We start from the raw sequence: 20,031 nt of genomic DNA on the forward strand, positions 1-20,031 counted from the left end.
ACACCGCAGAGCGGCTTCAAGCGGTCGCCGACGAACTCAACGACCGCCCCCGCCGAACGCTAGGCTGGAACTCACCAGCAAAAGTGATCAACGAGCTAGTCGTTGCAACGACCGCTTGAAACTACCCAGACAGTGTGAATGGCGCATTCATTCGTCGAAGCAGACCTGGCATTCAGTCCTTGGAATGCTTGCCCAGGTCCGGGGCTGCGTCGATTGCCTCGCCGCTACCGCCGGTGGTATCGGCTGCGGTCGAAAGCTTCTGTCCCGCTTCGGTTCCTCCGGCGAGGATGTCGCGAATCTGCACCAGCACGTCGACGTCGCTCAATTCCTTCTCCGGCTGGCTGACGAAACGCTTCTTCGCGGTGTTCACCGGAAGAATCAGCACGAAGTAGACGACCGCCGCGACGATGACGAAGTTGATGATCGCGGTGACGACCGCTCCGAGATTGATGAACGTGGCGTCGTTGTCCGACAGAACTCTTATGCCCCAGCCCAGTTCGTTGCTGCCGCCGACAGCTGCAACAAGAGGATTGATGATGTTCGTCGTGAACGCGGTGACGATGGCGGTGAATGCCGCACCGACGACCACGGCGACGGCGAGGTCCACGACATTGCCGCGCAGTAGAAAGTCCTTGAAGCCCTTCAACATGACAGATTTCCCCTTCTTCGGTGTGTAGGTCTGGGGAGACGTTAGCTCGGGCCGAGCGGATTCGTCAGTGCAACGTCACCGTGAGCGCACTGACCAACGACGCAGCTGCAACCGTCGTCGCATCGTCGGTCGGTAGAGCCAACAGCACGACGCGGTCTCGCTGCCTGCTGCCACCGGCGTCGGCGGAGACGAGCACCACCATCGCTCCCGACGCCAGCACCCGAGCCGCCGGAACGGCATTCGGGTCCTCCTGAGCCTCGACGGTCAACACATCGACCCGATCGCCCTCACGAAGCAGGTCGGTCACCGCAGCATCGGCGAGATGCACCGGTACGACGCGTGCCTCGGTCCCCAGAGATGTTGTGCCGGTCCGAGATCCCAGCAGGCGTACGTCGGTGAGCAATTCACCCGCTCGGACCGGACCGGTGAGCGTCCGGCCGTCCACGGCCTCGGAGTTCACTAGTGTTCCCTCGGGGACGTTGGCCGAGTCCCAGTCGGCCACCACGACATCGGCCGGGCTCAGGACGGTACCGGGCGTCAGATCGCGTCCGGCAGTGATCACTCGGACGCGATCGTCGCCTGCAGTGTCGTCGACGAACAGCACCAGGGCGATCGCGACCAGGACGCCTGCCGCGATCCGCCTGAATTTCGTGGATCCGACCCACGCCGGACGCAGGGTGATGCGATCGAGCAGCGTCGAGTCGAGTCGATTCTTGCCAGCAGCCATGGCGCAAACGCTAGCGGTGGCGGCAACCGTTCAGGCACCGAAAAGGCCGGGCTGTGGATAACGGCCCGGCCTGTGGATGAAACCGAAAGCTATTGGCTGGCAGCGGCTTTCGTGGTCGACGAGGACGAGGAGTTGCTCGACGACGACGAATCCGAGGATTTCTTCTCGGCCGGCTTCGACGATGAATCCGTCTTGGTGTCGGACTTCGCAGCCGCCGCGTCGGACTTCTTCTCGCTCGCGCCTTCGCTGGCGGTATTCGAGCCACCCCGACTGTCGGTGCGGTAGAAGCCGCTGCCCTTGAAGACGATGCCGACGGAATTGAACAGCTTGCGAAGCTTGCCCGAGCAGGCCGGGCATACCGTCAACGTGTCGTCGGTGAAGGACTGAACGATGTCGAAGCGGTTGTCGCACTCGGTGCATGCGTATGAGTAAGTGGGCATCGTTTTTCCTCCGCGCTGGTCACCGAGGAGATTCGCCCCTCTGTTGGCCGAGGCCGAACACCGCCGGTGTCTTGTCTGTTCATCGAAACTGGGGAGAGCATTAGCACTCTACAGTCAGGAGTGCCAACGAATCGAATCGGAAGCTTATTCCGTACCCAAGCGTACGAGCCCGCCGCTCGGGGTCAACGCATGCGTCACTCGCCTGTCGTGTGGCTCGTCCGGTAGACGATCGACCAGTTCGCTGTCTCGTACCACCGCGACCAGCATGGCGTGGGGCCGGCACAGGTCCAGCGTGCGGTCGTAGAAACCCGCACCTCGTCCGAGTCGTGTGCCCCGCCGGTCGACGGCCAGCGCGGGAAGCAACACCAACGAGCACGACGCGATCGCGTCGGGCTCGAGGCTCGGACCGGCAGGTTCGAGCAAGCCGTACGGTGCCCCCACCAACGACTCGCGTCCGTCGTAACGCGCCCAGCGCAACGGCCCCGGCTCACGCGCACTCGGAAGCAGAACGGTGGCCCCGGCCGCGGCCATCGCGTCGAGCATCCGAAGAGAACCCGGCTCCCGCCCGACCGGCACGTACGCCGCCACCGTCGGGTGTTCTGCCGCCAACTCGCCGACGACGTGACAGAGTGCAGAGGACTCCATCGCGCGCTGCGCATCGTCGAGCAGTCGGCGTTCGGCGAGGACATGTGCCCGCCATCGATCCTTGGACGTGTTCTCCGAAAATTCGGAAACGGTCACAACGGTTCACCACCCTTCCCGTGCGGTCGTTCAACGATATGCACTCGGGGGTAAAACGCAGCACACGGCAAGCAGATCACCAGAAACCATGGATAGGGTGAGCACCATGACAGAAGCCGTTACAGCGACGACCGCCGCCACGCCAGTGCATTTCCGCACGGCCATCGTTCCCGCAGCGGGCATGGGTACCCGGTTCCTTCCGGCTACGAAAACCGTTCCGAAGGAACTGCTTCCAGTGGTCGACACTCCCGGCATCGAGCTCGTCGCGGGAGAGGCAGCAGATTCCGGCGCGCATCGACTCGTGATCGTCACGTCCCCGGGCAAGGACGGCGTCGTCGCCCACTTCGTCGAGGACCTCGTCCTCGAGAACAAGCTCGAAGCCAGCGGCAAGCTGGAAATGCTCGAGAAGGTGCGGGTGGCCCCCGGTCTGCTCGACGTCCAGTCGGTCATTCAGCACGAGCCCCTCGGACTCGGACATGCCGTCGCGTGTGCCGAGGAAGTTCTCGACGACGACGAGGATTCCGTCGCTGTCCTGCTTCCCGACGATCTGGTGATGCCCCGTGGTGTGCTCGACGTCATGGCTCGAGTACGCGCCAAGCGCGGTGGGTCGGTGCTGTGCGCCATCGAGGTTCCCGACGACAAGGTCTCGTCGTACGGCGTCTTCTCGGTCGAGATCGTTCCCGACGCGGTCAACCCGAACGTCCTCAAGGTCACCGGTATGGTCGAAAAGCCCAAGCAGGAGGACGCCCCGTCCAACCTGGCTGCCGCGGGCCGCTACCTGCTCGACCGTGCCATCTTCGACGCTCTGCGCCGGATAAAGCCCGGTGCAGGCGGCGAACTCCAACTGACGGACGCCATCGCGTTGCTCATCGAGGAAGGTCACCCCGTCCACGTGGTCGTGCACCGCGGATCGAGACACGACCTCGGAAATCCCGGGGGATACCTGCGCGCTGCGGTTGACTTTGCGTTGCAGCGCGACGACTACGGTCCGACGTTGCGTGAATGGCTGAACGAACGCTTGAGCGACAGCTGGGCACCGGAACTGACCACGTACGAATAGCATCGCGGGTCGATGCCATAGAGGAAGGGCCAGATGCGCTCGGTCGAAGATCAGCAGACCCGAGTGACCGCCGCGGCGGTGGCTCCACGGCCTGTTCGGGTCGCCATCTCGGAAGCACAGGGCCTGCTGTGTGCAGAAGAAGTGGTCACCGAGCGTCCCCTTCCCGGTTTCGACCAGGCAGCGATCGACGGTTACGCGGTTCGCAGTGTCGACGTGGCAGCGGCCGGCACGGACCTGCGCAACGAGGACGACGAACGCATCGACCTGACGCTTCCCGTCGTCGGCGAGGTGTCTGCGGGTTCGCGTCAACCCATCCGGCTGCAGCCGCGTCAGGCGGTGCGGGTCGATACCGGTGCACCGCTGCCCACGCTGGCCGATGCAGTGTTGCCACTCGACCGCACCGACAGCGGCCGCGCCCGAGTCAAGGTGTTCCGGCCGGTTCGCTCGGGTGACTACGTGCGCAAGATCGGCGACGACGTGCAACCCGGTGACGTTGCGGTACGCGCTGGCACCATCATCGGCGCAGCTCAGGTAGGCCTGCTTGCAGCCGTCGGGCGAGACAAGGTGCTGGTACATCCGCGTCCGCGGTTGTCGGTCATCTCCGTCGGCGGGGAACTGGTCGACACCGATCGGACTCCGGGGCCGGGGCAGGTGTACGACGTGAACTCCTACGCCCTCGCTGCCGCAGCCCGTGACGCCGGAGCAGACGTCAACCGCGTCGGCATCGTCAGCACCGATCCCAAGCGACTGCGCGAGGTGGTCGAAGGTCAGCTGATCCGATCCGAGATCGTCGTCATCGCCGGAGCAGTGGGCGGCGGCGCATCGGAGGGCGTGCGGGAGGCGCTCGGTGAACTCGGCGACATGGAGGTCGAGCGAGTTGCCATGCACCCGGGGTCGGTCCAGGGGTTCGGCCAACTCGGACGCGACGAGGTACCCACCTTCCTGCTGCCTGCCAACCCCGTCAGCGCTTTGGTGGTGTTCGAGGTCATGGTGCGTCCGCTGATTCGCATCGCCCTGGGACGGCGGCAGCCACTGCGTCGTACCGTCTCCGCACGGACCGTCGCGCCCATCACCTCCATCGAGGATCGCAAGGGCTTTCTTCGTGGCCAGCTCATGCGCGACGAGGGGACCGGCGAGTATCTGGTGCAGGCACTCGGCGGTGCACCCGGATCGTCCTCGCATCTGCTCGCCACACTCGCCGAGGCGAACTGCCTGGTCGTCATCGATCCCGAGGTCACCGAAATCCGAACCGGCGAAGAAGTCAAGGTCTCGTTCCTCGCTCAGAGAGGCTGACGCCAGTGGTGCGGACAAGTGCCGCCTGGGGCACGTAAGCGCACCACTGCGCGCAGCGCATAACATCGACGGATGCCGCGAACGTGGTCGAGCCACCCTGGTTGGCCGGCGAAATTGGGTCCAGTGCGAGTGGCCGGCGGAACCGTGACCGTGCGGCCGGTACGGATGCGCGACGCGGCCGCCTGGAGCCGGATTCGCACCGAAGACCGCGCCCACCTCGAACCCTGGGAACCCAGTGGCGAGGGCAGCTGGAACTCGCGGCACCACATCTCGTCGTGGCCAACCCTGTGTTCGGGCCTCAAGTCCGAGGCCCGCAAGGGGCACATGTTGCCGATGGTCATCGAGGTCGACGGCGAATTCTGTGGTCAGATCACCACCGGAAACATCGTCCGCGGCGCGTTGCGGTCCGCGTGGATCGGCTACTGGGTGTCCAAGGACGTCAACGGCAAGGGCGTCGCGACCGCAGCACTCGCGCTCGGGCTCGACCACTGCTTCGGACCCGTCGGACTGCATCGCGTCGAAGCGACGGTGCGACCGGAGAACCTCGCCAGTCAGGCAGTACTGCGCAATGTCGGTTTCCGTGACGAAGGACTGCTCTACAAATACCTCGACGTCGACGGCGACTGGCGCGATCACAAGCTCGTTGCCATCACCTCGGGTGAGGTGCAGGGAACCGTCGTCGATCGGCTGATTCGGGCGGGCCGAGCTGCGTGGGCCTGACACGCACTGTCCGCATCGGTGTTGTCGAAGTGACAGGAGTGTAGTTCGGGTCGGCGCGTCTGCATGGTTCTCGCAGTTGCGCCGCATAGCCTGAGGACGTCTTTCACTGTCGCCGTCGTCCACGGGAGGAGAACACCGCCGATGCCGAACTCGATCATCTGGATCGGACTCGTAGCCGTCTGGCTCTTCGTTCTTCTTCCCATGCTGATGACCAAGCGTCCGCAGATCATGCAGACGACGGATGCAGCGCTCGCGACGCGCGTGCTGCATCGAGGTGGCACCAAGCGAAAGCAGCGCGGCCCCGCGACCGGGCACCGCAGTGATCCCGACTGGCGACCGGAGGACGATCTTCGGGTCTCCGCGCCGGCCAGCGAGATCTTCGGGCCGAAATTTGCGACTGTCAGTTCAGACTCAACCGATCTACCCGGTACCGCGGAGGACCCGATGGACACTCACGCAGCAGAGAACGACCTCGAGGACGCACCGGTTCAGGGCCCTTCTCGCGGGAGCTCGCCCGCGCACGAGCCCGGTGTCGTCGACGACGATTTCGTGCCTCGCCGACGCGGTCGGGGCGGTTTCGATCCCGAGGCCGACGCGATTGCGCGAGCGGCGCGGTACGCGTTCCGGCAGCGCGCAGTTCTGGGACTTGTCTTCGCAGCGATCACCACCGCAGCATTGGCGTTCATCATCTCCCCGACGGTCTGGTGGCTGTGTGGCCTCTCCGTCGCCGCCCTCGCCGGTTACCTGTACTACCTGCGTCGTCAGGTGCAGATCGAGGAAGAGGTGCGCAGGCGTCGGCTCACCCGAATGGGCCGATCCCGGCTCGGCGTGGAATCGGAAACCGACGACGAGCTCGAGCTCGTCCCGCAACGTCTGCGTCGCCCCGGAGCGGTGGTACTCGAGATCGACGACGAAGATCCCGAGTTCGAGCACCTCGACCACTACGAGGAGCCGTTCCAGGCCAGCCGTGACGAGGACCGCAACTTGCGCAGAGCCCAGGGCGCGTAGCGGTCGTCTGCGGCGGCTTTGCTAGGGTTACCCAGCCGGTCGGCACGACGGCAGCGGGGCTGTGGCGCAGTTGGTAGCGCGTCTCGTTCGCATCGAGAAGGTCAGGGGTTCGATTCCCCTCAGCTCCACCGAAACGAAAGCCGCCACTCATTCGAGTGGCGGTTTTTTCGTTGTCCGGCATTTGCTACCGTGTGTGACCATTCGGTGAATTCCAGGTGCATTTCCATTGGCTCGAATCGCCGATCGATTCGGGCTCGAATTATCGGGTGAGCGAACTGTGAACACCGGTTGAAGAATCGACCTCATAAACCTGCAATTGGCTTGCTTGGGACGCCAAGGGTTGACTTTGGGGATTTTTCGGGCCGCTGAGCTGCAGTTTTGTGAAGAAGTCAGCTTTGGGCATTTTCTCGACCATGTCGTAAGTTCGAGGGTGCGCTGGGCTGTCATTGATGTCGAAACATGTCAGGGGATCGAAATGAACACTCTCAGTGTGGTTGTTCCGGTACTGGACGAGGTCGATCATTTGGGCGAATGCCTGACGCTTCTACTCGATCAGGGCGACGACATCGATCGCATCGTCGTCGTGGACAACGGGTCGACCGACGGAACACTGCAGTTGGTGGACGACGTGCGCGCGGTCGACGACAAGGTCGCGCGCTACCGCTCGTACCAGGAGCACGGTCTGGCCTCGCCCGAGCTCCGGCGGATCGTGGCCACGGACTGGATGATGCACACGCTTCGTCGGCCGATCTCCCGACTGTTCGCAGCGGTCCCGAGTCGCGCACTGCCGGTCGACGATCGTGCCGAATCCGACGAGCGGATTCGAGCCGCCGCGTGACGGCCGGCTCAGGGCTCCGCGATTGGGTACACAGCTCGTCGGACGTCGTCTGGGCCCTCGTGCAGATGCGTCAGGCAACCACCGTCTCGCTGGCGAACCTGCCGTTCTGGCCCGCGGTGCTGCGGGCGTCGATACTGCGTCCCGCAGGGCTACGTACGGACGGCCCGTGCCTTGTGTACGGCGGTTCGATGATTCAGGGACGCGAGTCCCTCCGTCTGGGCACCGGGGTGTTCGTCAACTTCGGCTGCTACTTCGACACCGTTGCCGACATCGTGATCGGTGACCACGTGTTCGTTGCGGACCACGTTCGAATCCTCACCAGCACTCACGACACCGGTCCGTCGGGGCAACGAGCGGGCGCGTTGCAGGGGCAGCCGGTGACGATCGGTCGGGGAGCGTGGATCGGGTCGGGCGTGGTCGTCATGCCCGGCGTACACATCGGTGCCGGATGCATCATCGGAGCGAACTCCGTGGTGACCAGAGATTGCGAACCCGACGGCGTGTACGTGGGCAGTCCGGCCCGTCGGCGTCGAGACCTGAGCAGCCGTCCTGCCGAGCAGCAGTGAATCGGGGAGGATGCCGACTTTCGCGATGTAGACGCAATGCAACGTTTGTTACTTCCTCCGAATTCTGATTTCTGATCCATAAATGCCGAAGAATTCGCCAAGTTATTTTCCTCGGGTAATGATGTAGCATCGTCTGCGTCAGCGGCTCGAATCCATTGCCTCCAGTGCAAGCGAATCGGGCTACACGATTGCCAAAATGGGTCAGGGGTTGGCGTTGTGAACACTCTTTCCATTGTTGTGCCTGCTTTCGACGAGTCGGCACACATCAGCGAATGCCTGGACGCATTGCTTGTCCAGAGCGAGCGAATTCACGAGATCATTGTTGTCGACAACAATTCGACCGACGACACCGCGGCGATCGTCGCAGAGTATCGGCGGCAGTTTCCGCAAGTGGTTCTGGTGCGGGAGTCCGAGCCCGGCGTCGTGCACGCCCGCAATGCCGGTTTCGATCACGCGAGCGGGTCCATCATCGGCCGCATCGACGCCGATACCCGTATCGAGCCGGGCTGGGTCGAGTCGATACTCGACTTCTTCGATCGTCGACTCGACTATGCCGCAGTGACCGGTCCGATCTACCTCTACGATTCCCCGTGGGCGCGGCCGTACCGCGCGTTCGTCGACCGCTCTGTGCGAAACAGGCCGTCTGAGCAGTGGGTTTCTGCCGCTTCGGGAAACAATTTCGCAATTCGTAGGTCTGCGTGGGAGGCGGTTCGCGACCGCACGAGTGTGCGGACGGATCTGCACGAGGACATCGATCTGTCCCTGTGTCTGAACAAGGTGGGTCTGAGAATCGCGCAGATCGAGTCGATGCGAGTGAAGGTGTCCGGGCGTCGATTGTTGACGCCACCGCTCGAGTATCGGCACTACGTCCAGAGCTCGTACCGCACGTGGGCTCATCACGGACTGGCCAGTGGTGGGTTACGCAGATTGCTGATCTCGGACATGGTTCTGCACACATTGCATTGGCCGTTGACGCGCATTCTCTCCTCGTGCGACTCTCGTATTCTGCCGGTCTCGCATTCCGACATCGGCATTACATCCGTACGTGATCTGTCCGATACTCGCGATAAGAGTTACGTCGATGCGGCTCGTGGTAAGTAACCTTTCACTGCTGTGCCCGTATTTCGACAGCGTCGAGTGGCGAATGTAGCTGCCATCGAAATTCGGTCGGCCGACGAGCGGCTTGATTCCGGCGTACCGATCGGCACCTGTCTCGGCGGTGTTGCCACTTGGTGGCGGGTGCTCACGGTGGCGGCTGCCGGCCGTGAAAACGGGTACGAAGTATGGTTGACCGATCGACGATCGGCCTACGCGTCGCGCCGGTAGGTTGGTGGGCGATATTGTGGACGGGCCGGTTCCGAACACAGGATCTGCCCCTGCAACTTCTCTACGGAGTGTGAATGTCGTTCGAGATCGTCGACCTCGCTGAAACGTGGGTCGCCGGTCTTCCCGTTCGCAGCCCGAAACGGGCACTCGGTCGTCTCAACGACCCGGCTTTGAATCAGGCGTGGTCCGCTGTCCTCAATCAGGAGACCTCGGGACCGCTCGCGTCCATTTATACCGACTTCGCCCCCGGTATCGGTTCGTACAATACCCAGATAGTCGGTTATCTGTGCTCTTCGCTCGGTCAAGTCGCACGCGGACATCTGATAGCGAAAGTGCCTGCCGCGAAATATGCCCGATTTTCTGCGGTCGGGTATTTTCCCGATGTTCTGACGCGATTGTGGACTCAGATCGATCATGCCGAGGAGCAGGGCGAGATAGTGCGATCGTTCACCGGCGATTACGAGTGCTATCCGCATGCGTACAAGGTCGACCTGTACCTGGCGATCACTGCGCCCGGCGGTTCGAGATGAGCGTGCGGGTCACCGCGCGCAGTGCGGAACTGTTCGGTGGGTTGGTAGCACCGCGAGTGGAACCCGGCGCGGAATCGAGTGGCAGCGAGTGGATGCGATTTCTGCGAGATCGTGTGCGCGAGAAGCATATCGACGCGACGCAGGTCATCACTGTGTACGTCCCCGATCCGCATGGCACGGTCAACGCCGTGGTCGCGGTTCCAGTGGACTCGCCCGGTGACGTCGCTGTGGGAGATGTGTTCGTTTCCGTGCCGACGGGGGTGTTCGCGGTGTTCACGCCGAGTGGCGCCTTGGCGGATCCGATCGAGGACGTGTGGGCTCAGGTCGACGAGTGCGTTTCGGCCGGGTCGATATTTCGTGCGTACAAAGAAGAAGTCGAAGTCGTTACAAATACTGGAGAAGTGGAACTTTTCATTTCGATCGTTCTGTAAACGAGATCTTCTTCATGCAATTGTCACTTTCGAATGACAAAGTCGCCACCGAACCGGTTACTATTGGCGAGCGCTGGCAGTCCGCACAGGTGATGTGGAGTTCGAAGTCACCTCGATCGGTCGACGGGAAGGCAGCGCGTACAGAGCGTCGATGTCATGGCAAGGTCGACAGAGCAGGGGTGTACCGACATGGTGAGACAACTCAGAGCAGAAGCCACGCGAGCGGCCGCACTGCGCGCCGCCGCAGATCTCTTTCTCGAGGTGGGGCATGCGAATGCCACGCTGAGTCAGGTGTCAGCGCAGTCCGGTGTGACCAAGGGTGCGCTGTATTTCCACTTCGCCTCCAAAGAAGAATTGGCTCGCGCGATCGTCGACGAAGGCCATGAGCGCGTGTCCACTGCATGCGCCGGCATGGTCGACAGTCGTAGCCCAGCGCTCGAATCCGTCATCGGAATTTCGTATTCGGTGCTCGAGCTCGCTGCCTCGGATCCCTTGGTTCGCGTCATGTACCGCTTGCAGATGGAGATCGACGGATCGGACACCGCCCGCGGCAGTGTGTTCGGTACCTGGGGAAACATCTTCGAGCATCTCTTCGAGCGTGCCATCGAGCACGGTGACGTTGCCGACCACCTGGACGCGGGCAACGCGGCGTTGCTGGTCTGCGAGATGCTCGCCGGCGTCCTGATGGTGTCCGAGGCGCAGTCGCGTCTCGAGGATGCCCCCTCGCGCATGGAAAAGGTGTGGAACACCGTTCTCCCGTCGCTGGTTCCGGCCAACAAGCTTGCATACTTCCGCGAATTCGCGGCACGAAGTCTGTCCAGCTTCGTGCGCGAGAACATCACGTCGGGATCTGTCACCGTCTGAGAAGTCGCTTGATCGCGGTGCTTGCTGTGCTGCCGACTGCCGGGCACACTGTGTGATATGGAACACAGTGTGCAGAACCAGAGGATGTCGGACAACGAGCTTCGTAAGGCGATCCGCACTTTGCAGCAGCGCGCAGACGATGCCCGCAAGAGTGGTGCCGAGGACGACGCCACACGCATCGAGCGCACCGTTGCCGACTATCGGGACGAGATGTCGCAAAGATTGTGACGACCCTCTCGGTCGGTACCGCGTAGGGTCGAAATCGAACTGACACGTGTCGACCGGTGGGGGATACAGGCTTCGATGGCAATATACGATCTGCGCGGCAAGAAGACGTTGATCACGGGGGCGGGTAGCGGAATCGGCCGAGCGACGGCCATCGCTGCCGCGGGAGTGGGAGCCGAACTCTTTCTCACCGACATCAACGGCACAGCATTGGCCGAGACCGTGGACATGGTCGGTCGGGCAGGCGGGACTGTCAGCCACTCCCTGCCGTTCGATGTGTCCGATTTCGAGGCGGTCACCGCGTTCGCCGACGATATTCATGCCGAATTCGGCAGCCTGGACGTCGTGATGAACGTCGCGGGTATCTCGGCGTGGGGAACCGTCGAGAATCTCGAACACCGACACTGGAAGTCGATGATCGACGTCAACCTGATGGGTCCGATTCACGTCATCGAGAAGTTTCTGCCGCCGATGATCGAGGCCGGCCGAGGCGGACATCTGGTCAACGTCTCGTCTGCTGCGGGACTGATACCTCTTCCGTGGCACGCTGCGTACAGCGCAAGCAAGTACGGCCTGCGTGGCGTGTCCGAGGTGCTCAAGTACGACCTCAAGCGGCACGGAATCGGCGTCAGTCTGGTGGTGCCCGGTGGTGTCAGAACCGGCCTGGTGCAGACACTTCAGATCGCCGGCGTCGATCGCGACGATCCGCGGGTACAGAAGCTGCAGCATCGATTCGAGAAGCGGGCCGTCGAACCGTCGGTGGTTGCCGACGCCATTCTCGCCGGAATCGCCAAGCGCAAGTACCTCGTGTACTCCTCCAACGACATCCGATTCGGTTACTGGGTGGCCCGAAAGTTCGCCCCGCCGTACGAATTCGTACTGCAGAAGGCCAACGATCAATTCTCCAAGCTGCTCGAGCCGCGTCGGGTAGGGGAATCGTCGAAATCGACATCCAGCGTTCGAGCACCCGGCCCCGAGTAGGACAGTTCGTCGTGCGGGTTCGCCAGCGCACAGCCGGCCAGCGACAGGCAACCGCACCCGATGCACCCGGTCAGATTGTCCCGAAGCCTGATCAATTGCTCTATGCGAGAATCGAGTTCGCGATGCCACCGCGTCGAGAGCCGGGCCCAGTCCTCGCGCGTCGGCGTCCGCTCGTCCGGTAGTTCGCTCAATGCCTGCCGGATGGTGGCCAGCGGAATTCCGACTTTCTGCGAGATCCGGATGAAGGCAACGCGACGCAGTGTCTCGCGGTGGAACCTGCGCTGGTTTCCCGAGGTTCGGCGGCTGCTGATCAGGCCCTGCTTCTCGTAGAAGTGCAACGCCGAGACCGCAACTCCGCTGCGCTCGGACAGCTGGCCGGGGGTCAGTTCGCGGACGTTCCAGTCGGGCATCGGCACGACCTCGACAATACTTCAGGTCGGGATCGCAGCGGTGGCGGACGATTGGGTTTACCGTTCGTTCATGAGTATCGAAGCGGCTGCGGGGCCGTTGGGTGCCAACTCCGAGGTAGGGGTGCTACGTACCGTCATGCTGCACCGGCCCGGGGACGAGCTGCGCCGCCTCACTCCGCGCAACAACGACCAACTGCTGTTCGACGGTCTGCCGTGGGTCGATCGCGCACAGGACGAGCACGACGCCTTCGCCGACCTGCTGCGCAGCCGCGGCGTCAGGGTATTGCTGCTCGGTGAGCTCCTCACCGAGGCCATGACGGTCAGTGGAGCAGCACGAATGCAGGGAATCTCCGCCGCGGTGGACGCCCGACGCCTCGGCCGGTCGCTCGCGGAGGACCTGGCGCAGCATCTACGGGGTGTGCCGGCGGCCCAGTTGGCGCAGATTCTGATGGCGGGTATGACATTCGACGAATTGCTTGCGGCCGAGTCCGGGGAATACGAGCCCAGTGGCGCTTCTCTGGTGAGGCGGATGCATCACGGTGGCGACTTCGTCATCGATCCGTTGCCGAATCTTCTGTTCACCCGGGACTCGTCGTTCTGGATCGACGACCGAGTGGCGATCACCTCGCTGGCGCTGCCTGCGCGAGTTCGAGAGACGTCCCTGACGGACCTGATCTACGCATTCCATCCGATGTTCCGCGGCGTGCGGCGCGCCTACGAATCACGTACCGCACCGGTCGAGGGCGGTGACGTGTTGTTGCTCGCTCCGGGGGTGGTGGCCGTAGGAGTGGGGGAGCGCACCACACCCGCAGGTGCAGAAGCGTTGGCGCGCAGTCTGTTCGAGGACGAGCTGGCGCACAGTGTGCTGGTGGTGCCGATCGCGCAGGAGCGCGCCTCGATGCACCTGGACACGGTGTGCACCATGGTGGACACCGACGCGGTGGTGATGTATCCCGCCATTGCGAACACGTTGTCGGCCTTCACCGTTCGCCGCGAGGACAAAGGTGTCAGCATTCGCGGCGGCGACCCCTTCCTGGAGGCCGCCGCCGACGCGATGGGAATCGGCAAGCTGCGGTTGATCGACACCGGGCTCGACCAAGTCACCGCCGAGCGCGAGCAGTGGGACGACGGAAACAACACACTGGCCATATCGCCGGGTGTCGTCGTTGCCTACGAGCGCAACGTGGAAACGAACGCTCGGCTTGAGGCGTCGGGCATCGAGGTGCTGCGCATTTCCGGATCGGAACTGGGCTCGGGACGAGGCGGGCCCCGTTGTATGTCGTGCCCGGTGTCCCGAGAGAGGTTGTAGCGCTCTACAGGACGGCCTGCACTGCGTCGGCCGGGCGGGCGAGCACGGTCCCCTTCTCGGTCACCACGATCGGGCGTTCGATGAGAATCGGGTGCCGGACCATTGCCGCGATCAGTGTGTCCGCATCCGCGCCCGCGAGTCCCAATTCCTTGTAGATGCTCTCGCGCGTGCGAATGGCCTGACGGGGCTCGAGGCCGGCGTCGGCGAGGAGCGTACGCAGTTCGTCCTCGGTGGGAGGCGTCTCGAGGTACTTGACGACCCGGACGGTAACGCCCGTGTCCTCGATGGTTTTCAGGACTGTGCGCGAGGTGTTGCAGCGCGGATTGTGATAGACGGTCGCGAACGGGGTCATGTTTGCGATCCTGCCACGCGGGTAGCCACCTCCACAGATTCACGCCAGGAACGGGAGTGGTTATGACCGACAAGCGCATTGTCATTGCAGGTGGCCACGGCCAGATCGCCCAGCACCTGACTCAGGTACTGACGGCGCACGGAGATCGAGCGGTGTCGTTGATTCGCAACAGCGACCACGTCGACGCCGTCACGGCGCTCGGCGCGCTGCCGCAGGTGATCGATCTCGAGTCGGCCTCCGTCGACGAGCTCGCCGCAGTGCTTGCCGACGCCGACGCTGTGGTGTTCGCCGCAGGTGCGGGGCCCAACAGTGGTCCCGAGCGCAAGGACACTGTGGATCGTGCGGGCGCAGTTCTGTTGGCCGACGCAGCGGAGAGGGCCGGTGTTCGCCGCTACGTCCTGATCAGCTCGTTCGGTGCCGGTGAGCCGGTCGCCGAGGATCTCGACGCCGGGTGGAAGGCGTACATCCAGGCCAAAACTGCTGCGGAAGAAGATGTTTCGGCACGAAGCGGGTTGGACTGGACAATTCTGCGTCCGGGTAAGTTGACGGACGACGACCCGACCGCCTCCGTGTCGCTCACCGAACCGCCGCTCGAGCCGGGTGAGGTGACCCGCGCAGACGTTGCAGCGGTCATCGCGCAGCTTCTGGACACCGGCCACGCCGTCGGTAAGACGCTGATGCTGACATCCGGTTCCATCTCGATCGTCGACGCTGTCGACGCACTCCGATAGGCCGCCGATCGTGCGCGTAAGTATCGACTCGTCGAACACGACCCCGGTGTTCGAGCAACTCCGAATGCAGATTCTCGGCCTGGTGCGATCGGGCGACCTCATCGCGGGCACCAAGATCCCGACGGTTCGCGGTCTGGCCGAGGAGCTGAAGATCGCACCGAACACCGTGGCCAAGACGTACCGCGAGCTCGAGCAGCAGGGGATCATCGAGACGCGGGGTCGATCCGGCTCGTTCGTTGCATCGGGCGGTGACCCGTCGCGTGACATCGCGGCCCGGGCGGCAACGGAGTTCGTCAAGGCAGTCCGGTCCATGGGCCTCGACGACGACCAGGCGCGAACGTTCCTCGAAGCTGCACTGCGAGGAGCCGAGGGCGACAACGGCGACAGTGGAGGCCGGCATCGCGTAAGTTGACGCTTCAAGTTACTTCTGTCAGGGTAGGGCTGCCCGTATAGCCCTGTCAGAAGGATGTGTCATGAATTCCACCGTCGTCCGCGACGCCGTCGCCCTCGTTGCTCGAATCGGACTGGGAGTCGTCTTCATCGCCCACGGTTGGCAGAAGCTCAACACGTTCGGCCTGGACGGCGCAGCGGCCAGCTTCGAGACAATGAACATTCCGCTGCCCACCGCATCCGCCTACTTCGCCACGTTCGTCGAACTCGTCGGCGGAGGCGCGCTCGTATTGGGAATCTTCACCCCCATCGCCGGTCTGCTGCTGTTCCTCGACATGCTCGGAGCCGCAATCTTCGTCCACTTCGAGCACGGTGTGTTCGCTACGGAGAACGGTTACGAGCTCGTCGTCGCCCTCGGCGTCGGCGCGCTGCTGCTGGCCGCATTCGGTGCCGGACGCATCAGCATCGACGGACTCACCAAGGGTAAAACGGCACTGCTGGCATAGTCGCTCAGCGCCAACTCGGCAACCACAGCTGTTCCTGCCACATCTGCGGCGTGATCGGCATTGCAGTGAGAATCGGCCACAGCCAGACGAAGTTTGCGATCACCACGGCGAGGTACAGGGACACCAGCAGTAGTCCGGTACCTCGCCGTTCCGCGGATGCCGTTGCCTTGCCGATGATGTCGCCGAGCACCAGCGCGAAGCCCATCACCATGAACGGGGCCAGTGCTACCGCATAGAAGTAGTACATCTGCCGGTCGAGCGTGGTGAACCAGGGGAGCAGCGCTGCGGAGTACGCTACGAGCACTGTGGCGTAACGCCAATCGCGCCGGACGAAGACCGACCAGATCACCCAGGCCAGCATCGGCAGGGCCAGCCACCACATCGCGGGAGTGCCGATCAGCATGATCGCCTTCACGCACCCCGACGCCGAGCAGCCGGACACGCCCTCGCCGTCGGCGAAGTAGTACAGCATCGGGCGCAGGCCCATCGGCCAGGTCCACGGCTTCGATTCCCACGGGTGCCGGTTTCCGGCCGAATTGGTCAGTCCCTCATGGAATTGCAGCACGTTACCGCTGTAGTACCAGAGGGAACGCAACGCCTCGGGAACGAACGAGAACGGCCCACCGACGCCGATACCGTTGCCGACCTCGTGCCGATCGACACCGGTCTCGGATGTGAACCACGCCCAGTACGTCATCAGATACACCGCGATGGGAACGACCACCAGCGCGTACAGCGCGGGCCCGATATCGCGCAATGCCGTTCCCCGCCATGGGCGCTCGACGCCGTACGAGCGGCGTGCCGCCACATCGAACGCCACGCTCAACAATCCGAAGAATGCGATGAAGTACAGACCCGACCACTTGGTGCCGCAGGCGAGCCCCAGCATCACGCCGGCTCCGAATCTCCACCACCGCACACCCATTCGCGGCCCGAGGACACTGGCGTCCATCCGGCCGTCGGCGCGCACCCTCGACAGTCGCTGCCGCATGTCGTCACGGTCGACGACCAAACAGCCCAGTGCGGCAGTGACGAACAGGGCAAGGAAGATGTCCAACATGCCGATTCGGCTGCTGACGAACGTCACCCCGTCGACGGTCAACAGAATTCCCGCGATGGCACCGACCAGTGTCGATCGCGCCAGCCGTCTCACGATCCGAATCACCAGCAGTACCAACAGGGTTCCGGCCACGGCCGACGAGAAACGCCAACCCCATCCGTTGTAACCGAACAGTGCTTCCCCGACGGCGATCAGCTGTTTGCCCACCGGTGGATGTACCACCAGCCCGTACGCCGGATTGTCTTCGAGCCCACCGCCGGTGAGTACCTGATAGCCCTGCGGGGCGTAGTGCTTCTCGTCGAAGACCGGTGTTCCTGCGTCGGTGGGGTACCGCAACATCGTGAATCGAGTGATCGCGCAGATGACGGTGACGACGACGGTGACGATCCAACCGCGTCGGGCATCGGTGTCGTGGAACCAGTCTTGCGCGGCAAGCGTTGGCCCTGCACTGACCATCGACCGGTCACTCGATCGCACAGAGGTCGGCAAGGTCACGTTATCGATCGTAGGCGGTGATCTTCGAGTGCGTGACAGGCCTCTGCACCGCATGGGACACACTGGAGGCATGCTCATCCTTGCTGCCACCCCGATGGGCGACGTCGGTGATGCCTCGCAACGCCTGCGTGATGCCCTCGGCAGTGCCGATGTCGTCGCCGCCGAGGACACCCGGCGCACCAAACAACTCGCCTCATCCCTCGGCGTGGCGATCACGGGTCGGGTCGTCAGCTTTTACGACCAGGTGGAGACGGCCCGCCTTCCGGCTCTGGTCGACGCCGTGGCCGAGGGCAAGACCGTACTGCTGGTCACCGATGCTGGAATGCCGTCGGTGAGCGATCCGGGCTATCGCCTCGTGGCCGCGTGCGTGGAAGCCGATCTGCCCGTGACCTGTTTGCCGGGGCCCTCGGCCGTCACCACGGCCCTCGCACTGTCCGGCCTGCCCGTCGAGCGCTTCTGCTTCGACGGCTTCGCCCCACGTAAGCAGGGACAGCGCCGCACCTACTTCCAGTCGGTGCTTGCCGAGCCGCGCGCCATCGTGTTCTTCGAGGCACCGCACCGTCTCGTCTCGTGCCTGGAAGACGCCGTCCACGTCCTCGGCCCCGACCGCCGCGCCGCCGTGTGCCGCGAGCTCACCAAGACCTACGAGGAGGTGCGACGCGGCGGCCTGGGGGAATTGCTCGAATGGTCGAGAGACGGAGTGCGCGGCGAGATCACCGTCGTCCTCGAAGGAGCCGTCGCCGTCGCCGAGGAGCCCGAGGATCTCGTTGCCGACGTGGAAACGTTGGTGGCGTCGGGCATGCGGTTGAAGGACGCCTGCGCCCAGGTGGCGGTCGACGGCGTCTCCAAGCGTGAGGTTTACGAGGCCGTTCTCGCCGCGCGGAAGGAGCAGTAGCGGGTCAGCCCACTACTTGCTGACGCAGACCCTCGGTGGCCGCCTCCAGAATCGTCTTGGTTCCCTTCTTCACCAGGAAGCCGGGGAGCGGGATCTTCGGGTCGACCGTCAGCTCGAACTCGACGTGGGTGCCGTTGTCCTTGGGCGTCAACGTGTATCGGCCGTCCTGGGCCTTCTGCTGAGTGCTTTCCACCAGAGTCCACGACACTTCGTTGTCGGACCACGTGTATTCGACGAGCTGTTCGTCGTTGACGCCGATGATCGAGACGTGCATCTTGACGTGGTGCGGCTTGCCGTCCTCGAAGCGATCGACGACCTCGCACTTCTTGTGTACCGGGGACCACGAGGGGATGCCCTCGACGTCGGCGAGAACTTCGAGGATTGCCGATGCATCTGCGGCGATGTCGACTGATTTGTTTGCTGTGACTGCCATGGGGAGAAGGTATCTCAGCTTTCTGTGCGGGGACTGACGTTCCGCGCGAACTCGCCGATTGCTCTCAGCGCGCGGCGGGCTTCGGGAACGAAATCGGCGGCTTGGAACACGTGGACCTGATTCTCGTACACCTGAAGTTCGCACTCGACTCCGGCGATCGCGAGGCGTTGGGCCATGAGTTCGGCGTCGGGATAGACCATTTCGGTGGAACCGACCTGAATCAGTACCGGCGGCAGGCCGGTGAGGTCGCCGTCCACGGGTGAGACCCGGGGGCCCTGTTCACCTTCGACGACGATGCGGGCGTCGACGCGATCGGCCAGAGCGGTCAGTGCCGGAACCGCGTTGGACGGAAAGACCGAACACTTCGACGCATTCTCGTGGGCAAGTTTGCGGGTGGGATCCATGTCGGTGAGCGGGGACATGGTGAAAATTCCTGCGGGTGCGGGCAGGCCGACGGTGCGCAGCGCCAGGGTGACCATGAACGCGAGGTACCCGCCTGCCGAGTCGCCGCCCAGGATGATCTGCTCCGGGCGGTATCCGGAATCGAGAAGGAAGCGGTAGGCGTCGACGCCATCCTCGACGGCGTGACTGATCGGATTGCGAGGCATCATTCGGTAGTTCACCGACAGAACCGATCCGTCGACGCACTTGGAGACCCGAGAGGTCATCCGACGATGGGTACGCAGGCCACAGCAGACGAAGGCACCGCCGTGCATGTAGAGGACCACGCGATCGGTCCCGGCGCCCTCCGCGCGGATCCATTCGGCTTCACACTCGGCAAGCATGACGCGACTGCGAGTGGTTCCGCTGATCTGCGGAACGAGCAGTCCGGCGTAGTCGACCACACCCATCGGCCATGGAAGAGACGGTGTCTGCGCCCAGATCGTCAGGAACGGTCGCACCGTGAACTGCAAGTATTTGGACAGTATCTGTGACTGCAGGCTCGCGCCGCGGATGTCGCGTCGGCGCGCGGTGGCTGCCGGATCGGTCGTTTTTACTACGGTGAGCGCCGGATTCATAGCCGTCGCCTCCATCCCCGTTGGCTGTGCTC

Annotated in this window: 26 protein-coding genes, 1 tRNA gene and 1 pseudogene; 19 read left to right on the plus strand and 9 right to left on the minus strand. The window is 63.6% G+C overall.

Annotation, left to right across the window (positions count from 1 at the left end):
- Nucleotides 1-119, plus strand: a pseudogene (locus ACNEOT_RS09395) (IS30 family transposase); the annotation flags it as partial.
- A gap of 53 nt (nt 120-172) precedes the next feature.
- Here the strand turns inward: ACNEOT_RS09395 and mscL are convergent.
- From mscL to ACNEOT_RS09415, 4 genes are all read right to left on the minus strand, one after another.
- Nucleotides 173-649 (minus strand): large conductance mechanosensitive channel protein MscL, encoded by a 477-nt coding sequence (gene mscL, locus ACNEOT_RS09400; RefSeq protein WP_415973720.1) that lies wholly within the window; start codon nt 647-649, stop codon nt 173-175.
- A 64-nt stretch (nt 650-713) separates the two neighbouring features.
- On the minus strand, nt 714-1,376 hold the full coding sequence (locus tag ACNEOT_RS09405) for an SAF domain-containing protein (protein ID WP_415973721.1): 663 nt from the start codon (nt 1,374-1,376) through the stop codon (nt 714-716).
- Between the two features lie 89 nt (nt 1,377-1,465).
- Nucleotides 1,466-1,816: an FmdB family zinc ribbon protein gene (locus ACNEOT_RS09410; protein ID WP_415973722.1), complete on the minus strand. Its 351-nt coding sequence runs from the start codon at nt 1,814-1,816 to the stop codon at nt 1,466-1,468.
- A gap of 144 nt (nt 1,817-1,960) precedes the next feature.
- Complete coding sequence (locus tag ACNEOT_RS09415) at nt 1,961-2,557, minus strand: 5-formyltetrahydrofolate cyclo-ligase (protein ID WP_415973723.1); 597 nt, start codon at nt 2,555-2,557, stop codon at nt 1,961-1,963.
- A gap of 106 nt (nt 2,558-2,663) precedes the next feature.
- Between ACNEOT_RS09415 and ACNEOT_RS09420 the strand changes: the two genes are divergently transcribed.
- The 13 genes from ACNEOT_RS09420 (at nt 2,664) to ACNEOT_RS09480 (ending at nt 12,399) form a co-directional block, all read left to right on the plus strand.
- A complete protein-coding gene (locus ACNEOT_RS09420; RefSeq protein ID WP_415973724.1) occupies nt 2,664-3,617 on the plus strand; it encodes a UTP--glucose-1-phosphate uridylyltransferase in 954 nt (317 codons plus the stop codon).
- Nucleotides 3,618-3,650: 33 nt separating this feature from the next.
- Nucleotides 3,651-4,910 carry a gephyrin-like molybdotransferase Glp gene (gene glp / locus ACNEOT_RS09425; protein ID WP_415973725.1) on the plus strand — a complete coding sequence of 420 codons (1,260 nt, stop codon included), beginning with the start codon at nt 3,651-3,653 and terminating at the stop codon, nt 4,908-4,910.
- Nucleotides 4,911-4,982: 72 nt separating this feature from the next.
- The gene (locus ACNEOT_RS09430) at nt 4,983-5,630 is read left to right on the plus strand and encodes a GNAT family N-acetyltransferase (RefSeq protein WP_415973726.1); all 648 of its coding nucleotides are present in this window, start codon (nt 4,983-4,985) and stop codon (nt 5,628-5,630) included.
- Nucleotides 5,631-5,771: 141 nt separating this feature from the next.
- Nucleotides 5,772-6,638, plus strand: a complete 867-nt coding sequence (gene glpR / locus ACNEOT_RS09435) for a gephyrin-like molybdotransferase receptor GlpR (protein WP_415973727.1) — start codon at nt 5,772-5,774, stop codon at nt 6,636-6,638.
- A gap of 55 nt (nt 6,639-6,693) precedes the next feature.
- Nucleotides 6,694-6,766 (plus strand) — tRNA-Ala (locus tag ACNEOT_RS09440).
- Nucleotides 6,767-7,113: 347 nt separating this feature from the next.
- Nucleotides 7,114-7,476: a glycosyltransferase family A protein gene (locus ACNEOT_RS09445; protein ID WP_415973728.1), complete on the plus strand. Its 363-nt coding sequence runs from the start codon at nt 7,114-7,116 to the stop codon at nt 7,474-7,476.
- On the plus strand, nt 7,473-8,042 hold the full coding sequence (locus ACNEOT_RS09450) for an acyltransferase (RefSeq protein ID WP_415973730.1): 570 nt from the start codon (nt 7,473-7,475) through the stop codon (nt 8,040-8,042). The genes ACNEOT_RS09445 and ACNEOT_RS09450 overlap by 4 nt, the downstream gene beginning before the upstream one ends.
- Before the next feature lie 216 nt (nt 8,043-8,258).
- The gene (locus ACNEOT_RS09455; RefSeq protein WP_415973732.1) at nt 8,259-9,143 is read left to right on the plus strand and encodes a glycosyltransferase family 2 protein; all 885 of its coding nucleotides are present in this window, start codon (nt 8,259-8,261) and stop codon (nt 9,141-9,143) included.
- A 299-nt stretch (nt 9,144-9,442) separates the two neighbouring features.
- Entirely contained in the window at nt 9,443-9,898 is a 456-nt protein-coding gene (locus tag ACNEOT_RS09460; RefSeq protein ID WP_415973733.1) for an effector binding domain-containing protein, read from the plus strand.
- Complete coding sequence (locus ACNEOT_RS09465; protein WP_415973734.1) at nt 9,895-10,329, plus strand: effector binding domain-containing protein; 435 nt, start codon at nt 9,895-9,897, stop codon at nt 10,327-10,329. Before ACNEOT_RS09460 ends, ACNEOT_RS09465 begins: the two co-directional genes overlap by 4 nt.
- Nucleotides 10,330-10,518: 189 nt before the next feature.
- Nucleotides 10,519-11,193 carry a ScbR family autoregulator-binding transcription factor gene (locus ACNEOT_RS09470; protein ID WP_415973736.1) on the plus strand — a complete coding sequence of 225 codons (675 nt, stop codon included), beginning with the start codon at nt 10,519-10,521 and terminating at the stop codon, nt 11,191-11,193.
- A 57-nt stretch (nt 11,194-11,250) separates the two neighbouring features.
- Nucleotides 11,251-11,421, plus strand: coding sequence for a hypothetical protein (locus ACNEOT_RS09475; protein WP_415973737.1), 171 nt, complete (start codon nt 11,251-11,253; stop codon nt 11,419-11,421).
- A 75-nt stretch (nt 11,422-11,496) separates the two neighbouring features.
- Nucleotides 11,497-12,399, plus strand: coding sequence for an SDR family oxidoreductase (locus ACNEOT_RS09480; RefSeq protein ID WP_415973738.1), 903 nt, complete (start codon nt 11,497-11,499; stop codon nt 12,397-12,399).
- On the opposite strand, the gene soxR is transcribed toward ACNEOT_RS09480, so the two are convergent.
- Nucleotides 12,315-12,809 (minus strand): redox-sensitive transcriptional activator SoxR, encoded by a 495-nt coding sequence (gene soxR, locus ACNEOT_RS09485; protein WP_415975085.1) that lies wholly within the window; start codon nt 12,807-12,809, stop codon nt 12,315-12,317. The two genes, ACNEOT_RS09480 and soxR, sit on opposite strands and share 85 nt — an antisense overlap.
- 70 nt (nt 12,810-12,879) lie before the next feature.
- On the opposite strand from soxR, the gene ACNEOT_RS09490 reads away from it, so the two are divergent.
- The gene (locus ACNEOT_RS09490; protein WP_415973739.1) at nt 12,880-14,118 is read left to right on the plus strand and encodes an arginine deiminase; all 1,239 of its coding nucleotides are present in this window, start codon (nt 12,880-12,882) and stop codon (nt 14,116-14,118) included.
- A gap of 4 nt (nt 14,119-14,122) precedes the next feature.
- Here the strand turns inward: ACNEOT_RS09490 and arsC are convergent, their stop codons facing one another.
- Entirely contained in the window at nt 14,123-14,470 is a 348-nt protein-coding gene (gene arsC, locus ACNEOT_RS09495; RefSeq protein ID WP_415973740.1) for an arsenate reductase (glutaredoxin), read from the minus strand.
- 62 nt (nt 14,471-14,532) lie between these two features.
- On the opposite strand from arsC, the gene ACNEOT_RS09500 reads away from it, so the two are divergent.
- The 3 genes from ACNEOT_RS09500 to ACNEOT_RS09510 all read left to right on the plus strand — a co-directional run bounded on the left by ACNEOT_RS09500 (nt 14,533) and on the right by ACNEOT_RS09510 (nt 16,097).
- Nucleotides 14,533-15,201: an NAD(P)H-binding protein gene (locus ACNEOT_RS09500; protein WP_415973741.1), complete on the plus strand. Its 669-nt coding sequence runs from the start codon at nt 14,533-14,535 to the stop codon at nt 15,199-15,201.
- A gap of 10 nt (nt 15,202-15,211) precedes the next feature.
- Nucleotides 15,212-15,613 (plus strand): GntR family transcriptional regulator, encoded by a 402-nt coding sequence (locus ACNEOT_RS09505; RefSeq protein WP_415973742.1) that lies wholly within the window; start codon nt 15,212-15,214, stop codon nt 15,611-15,613.
- 61 nt (nt 15,614-15,674) lie between these two features.
- Nucleotides 15,675-16,097: a DoxX family protein gene (locus tag ACNEOT_RS09510; protein ID WP_415973743.1), complete on the plus strand. Its 423-nt coding sequence runs from the start codon at nt 15,675-15,677 to the stop codon at nt 16,095-16,097.
- 4 nt (nt 16,098-16,101) lie between these two features.
- On the opposite strand, the gene ACNEOT_RS09515 is transcribed toward ACNEOT_RS09510, so the two are convergent.
- A complete protein-coding gene (locus ACNEOT_RS09515) occupies nt 16,102-17,613 on the minus strand; it encodes a dolichyl-phosphate-mannose--protein mannosyltransferase (protein ID WP_415975086.1) in 1,512 nt (503 codons plus the stop codon).
- Between the two features lie 109 nt (nt 17,614-17,722).
- On the opposite strand from ACNEOT_RS09515, the gene rsmI reads away from it, so the two are divergent.
- Nucleotides 17,723-18,547 (plus strand): 16S rRNA (cytidine(1402)-2'-O)-methyltransferase, encoded by an 825-nt coding sequence (gene rsmI / locus ACNEOT_RS09520; RefSeq protein WP_415973744.1) that lies wholly within the window; start codon nt 17,723-17,725, stop codon nt 18,545-18,547.
- A 4-nt stretch (nt 18,548-18,551) separates the two neighbouring features.
- Here the strand turns inward: rsmI and ACNEOT_RS09525 are convergent, their stop codons facing one another.
- Both ACNEOT_RS09525 and ACNEOT_RS09530 read right to left on the minus strand, forming a co-directional pair.
- Entirely contained in the window at nt 18,552-18,980 is a 429-nt protein-coding gene (locus tag ACNEOT_RS09525) for an SRPBCC family protein (protein WP_415973745.1), read from the minus strand.
- A 14-nt stretch (nt 18,981-18,994) separates the two neighbouring features.
- Nucleotides 18,995-20,014, minus strand: a complete 1,020-nt coding sequence (locus tag ACNEOT_RS09530) for an alpha/beta hydrolase (RefSeq protein ID WP_415973746.1) — start codon at nt 20,012-20,014, stop codon at nt 18,995-18,997.
- Between the last annotated feature and the right edge of the window lie 17 nt (nt 20,015-20,031).

It is taken from the genome of Rhodococcus sp. 077-4, from assembly GCF_047782425.1.
Taxonomy (GTDB): domain Bacteria; phylum Actinomycetota; class Actinomycetes; order Mycobacteriales; family Mycobacteriaceae; genus Rhodococcoides.

Coding starts and splice junctions, on each gene's coding strand:
- ACNEOT_RS09445 (WP_415973728.1), top strand. CDS start 7,114: ATGAACACTCTCAGTGTGGTTGTTCCGGTACTGGACGAGGTCGATCAT.
- ACNEOT_RS09515 (WP_415975086.1), bottom strand. CDS start 17,613: ATGGTCAGTGCAGGGCCAACGCTTGCCGCGCAAGACTGGTTCCACGAC.
- ACNEOT_RS09430 (WP_415973726.1), top strand. CDS start 4,983: ATGCCGCGAACGTGGTCGAGCCACCCTGGTTGGCCGGCGAAATTGGGT.
- glpR (WP_415973727.1), top strand. CDS start 5,772: ATGCCGAACTCGATCATCTGGATCGGACTCGTAGCCGTCTGGCTCTTC.
- arsC (WP_415973740.1), bottom strand. CDS start 14,470: ATGACCCCGTTCGCGACCGTCTATCACAATCCGCGCTGCAACACCTCG.
- ACNEOT_RS09460 (WP_415973733.1), top strand. CDS start 9,443: ATGTCGTTCGAGATCGTCGACCTCGCTGAAACGTGGGTCGCCGGTCTT.
- ACNEOT_RS09420 (WP_415973724.1), top strand. CDS start 2,664: ATGACAGAAGCCGTTACAGCGACGACCGCCGCCACGCCAGTGCATTTC.
- ACNEOT_RS09405 (WP_415973721.1), bottom strand. CDS start 1,376: ATGGCTGCTGGCAAGAATCGACTCGACTCGACGCTGCTCGATCGCATC.
- ACNEOT_RS09510 (WP_415973743.1), top strand. CDS start 15,675: ATGAATTCCACCGTCGTCCGCGACGCCGTCGCCCTCGTTGCTCGAATC.
- ACNEOT_RS09480 (WP_415973738.1), top strand. CDS start 11,497: ATGGCAATATACGATCTGCGCGGCAAGAAGACGTTGATCACGGGGGCG.
- glp (WP_415973725.1), top strand. CDS start 3,651: ATGCGCTCGGTCGAAGATCAGCAGACCCGAGTGACCGCCGCGGCGGTG.
- rsmI (WP_415973744.1), top strand. CDS start 17,723: ATGCTCATCCTTGCTGCCACCCCGATGGGCGACGTCGGTGATGCCTCG.
- mscL (WP_415973720.1), bottom strand. CDS start 649: ATGTTGAAGGGCTTCAAGGACTTTCTACTGCGCGGCAATGTCGTGGAC.
- ACNEOT_RS09475 (WP_415973737.1), top strand. CDS start 11,251: ATGGAACACAGTGTGCAGAACCAGAGGATGTCGGACAACGAGCTTCGT.
- soxR (WP_415975085.1), bottom strand. CDS start 12,809: ATGCCCGACTGGAACGTCCGCGAACTGACCCCCGGCCAGCTGTCCGAG.
- ACNEOT_RS09465 (WP_415973734.1), top strand. CDS start 9,895: ATGAGCGTGCGGGTCACCGCGCGCAGTGCGGAACTGTTCGGTGGGTTG.
- ACNEOT_RS09470 (WP_415973736.1), top strand. CDS start 10,519: ATGGTGAGACAACTCAGAGCAGAAGCCACGCGAGCGGCCGCACTGCGC.
- ACNEOT_RS09490 (WP_415973739.1), top strand. CDS start 12,880: ATGAGTATCGAAGCGGCTGCGGGGCCGTTGGGTGCCAACTCCGAGGTA.
- ACNEOT_RS09530 (WP_415973746.1), bottom strand. CDS start 20,014: ATGGAGGCGACGGCTATGAATCCGGCGCTCACCGTAGTAAAAACGACC.
- ACNEOT_RS09525 (WP_415973745.1), bottom strand. CDS start 18,980: ATGGCAGTCACAGCAAACAAATCAGTCGACATCGCCGCAGATGCATCG.
- ACNEOT_RS09410 (WP_415973722.1), bottom strand. CDS start 1,816: ATGCCCACTTACTCATACGCATGCACCGAGTGCGACAACCGCTTCGAC.
- ACNEOT_RS09500 (WP_415973741.1), top strand. CDS start 14,533: ATGACCGACAAGCGCATTGTCATTGCAGGTGGCCACGGCCAGATCGCC.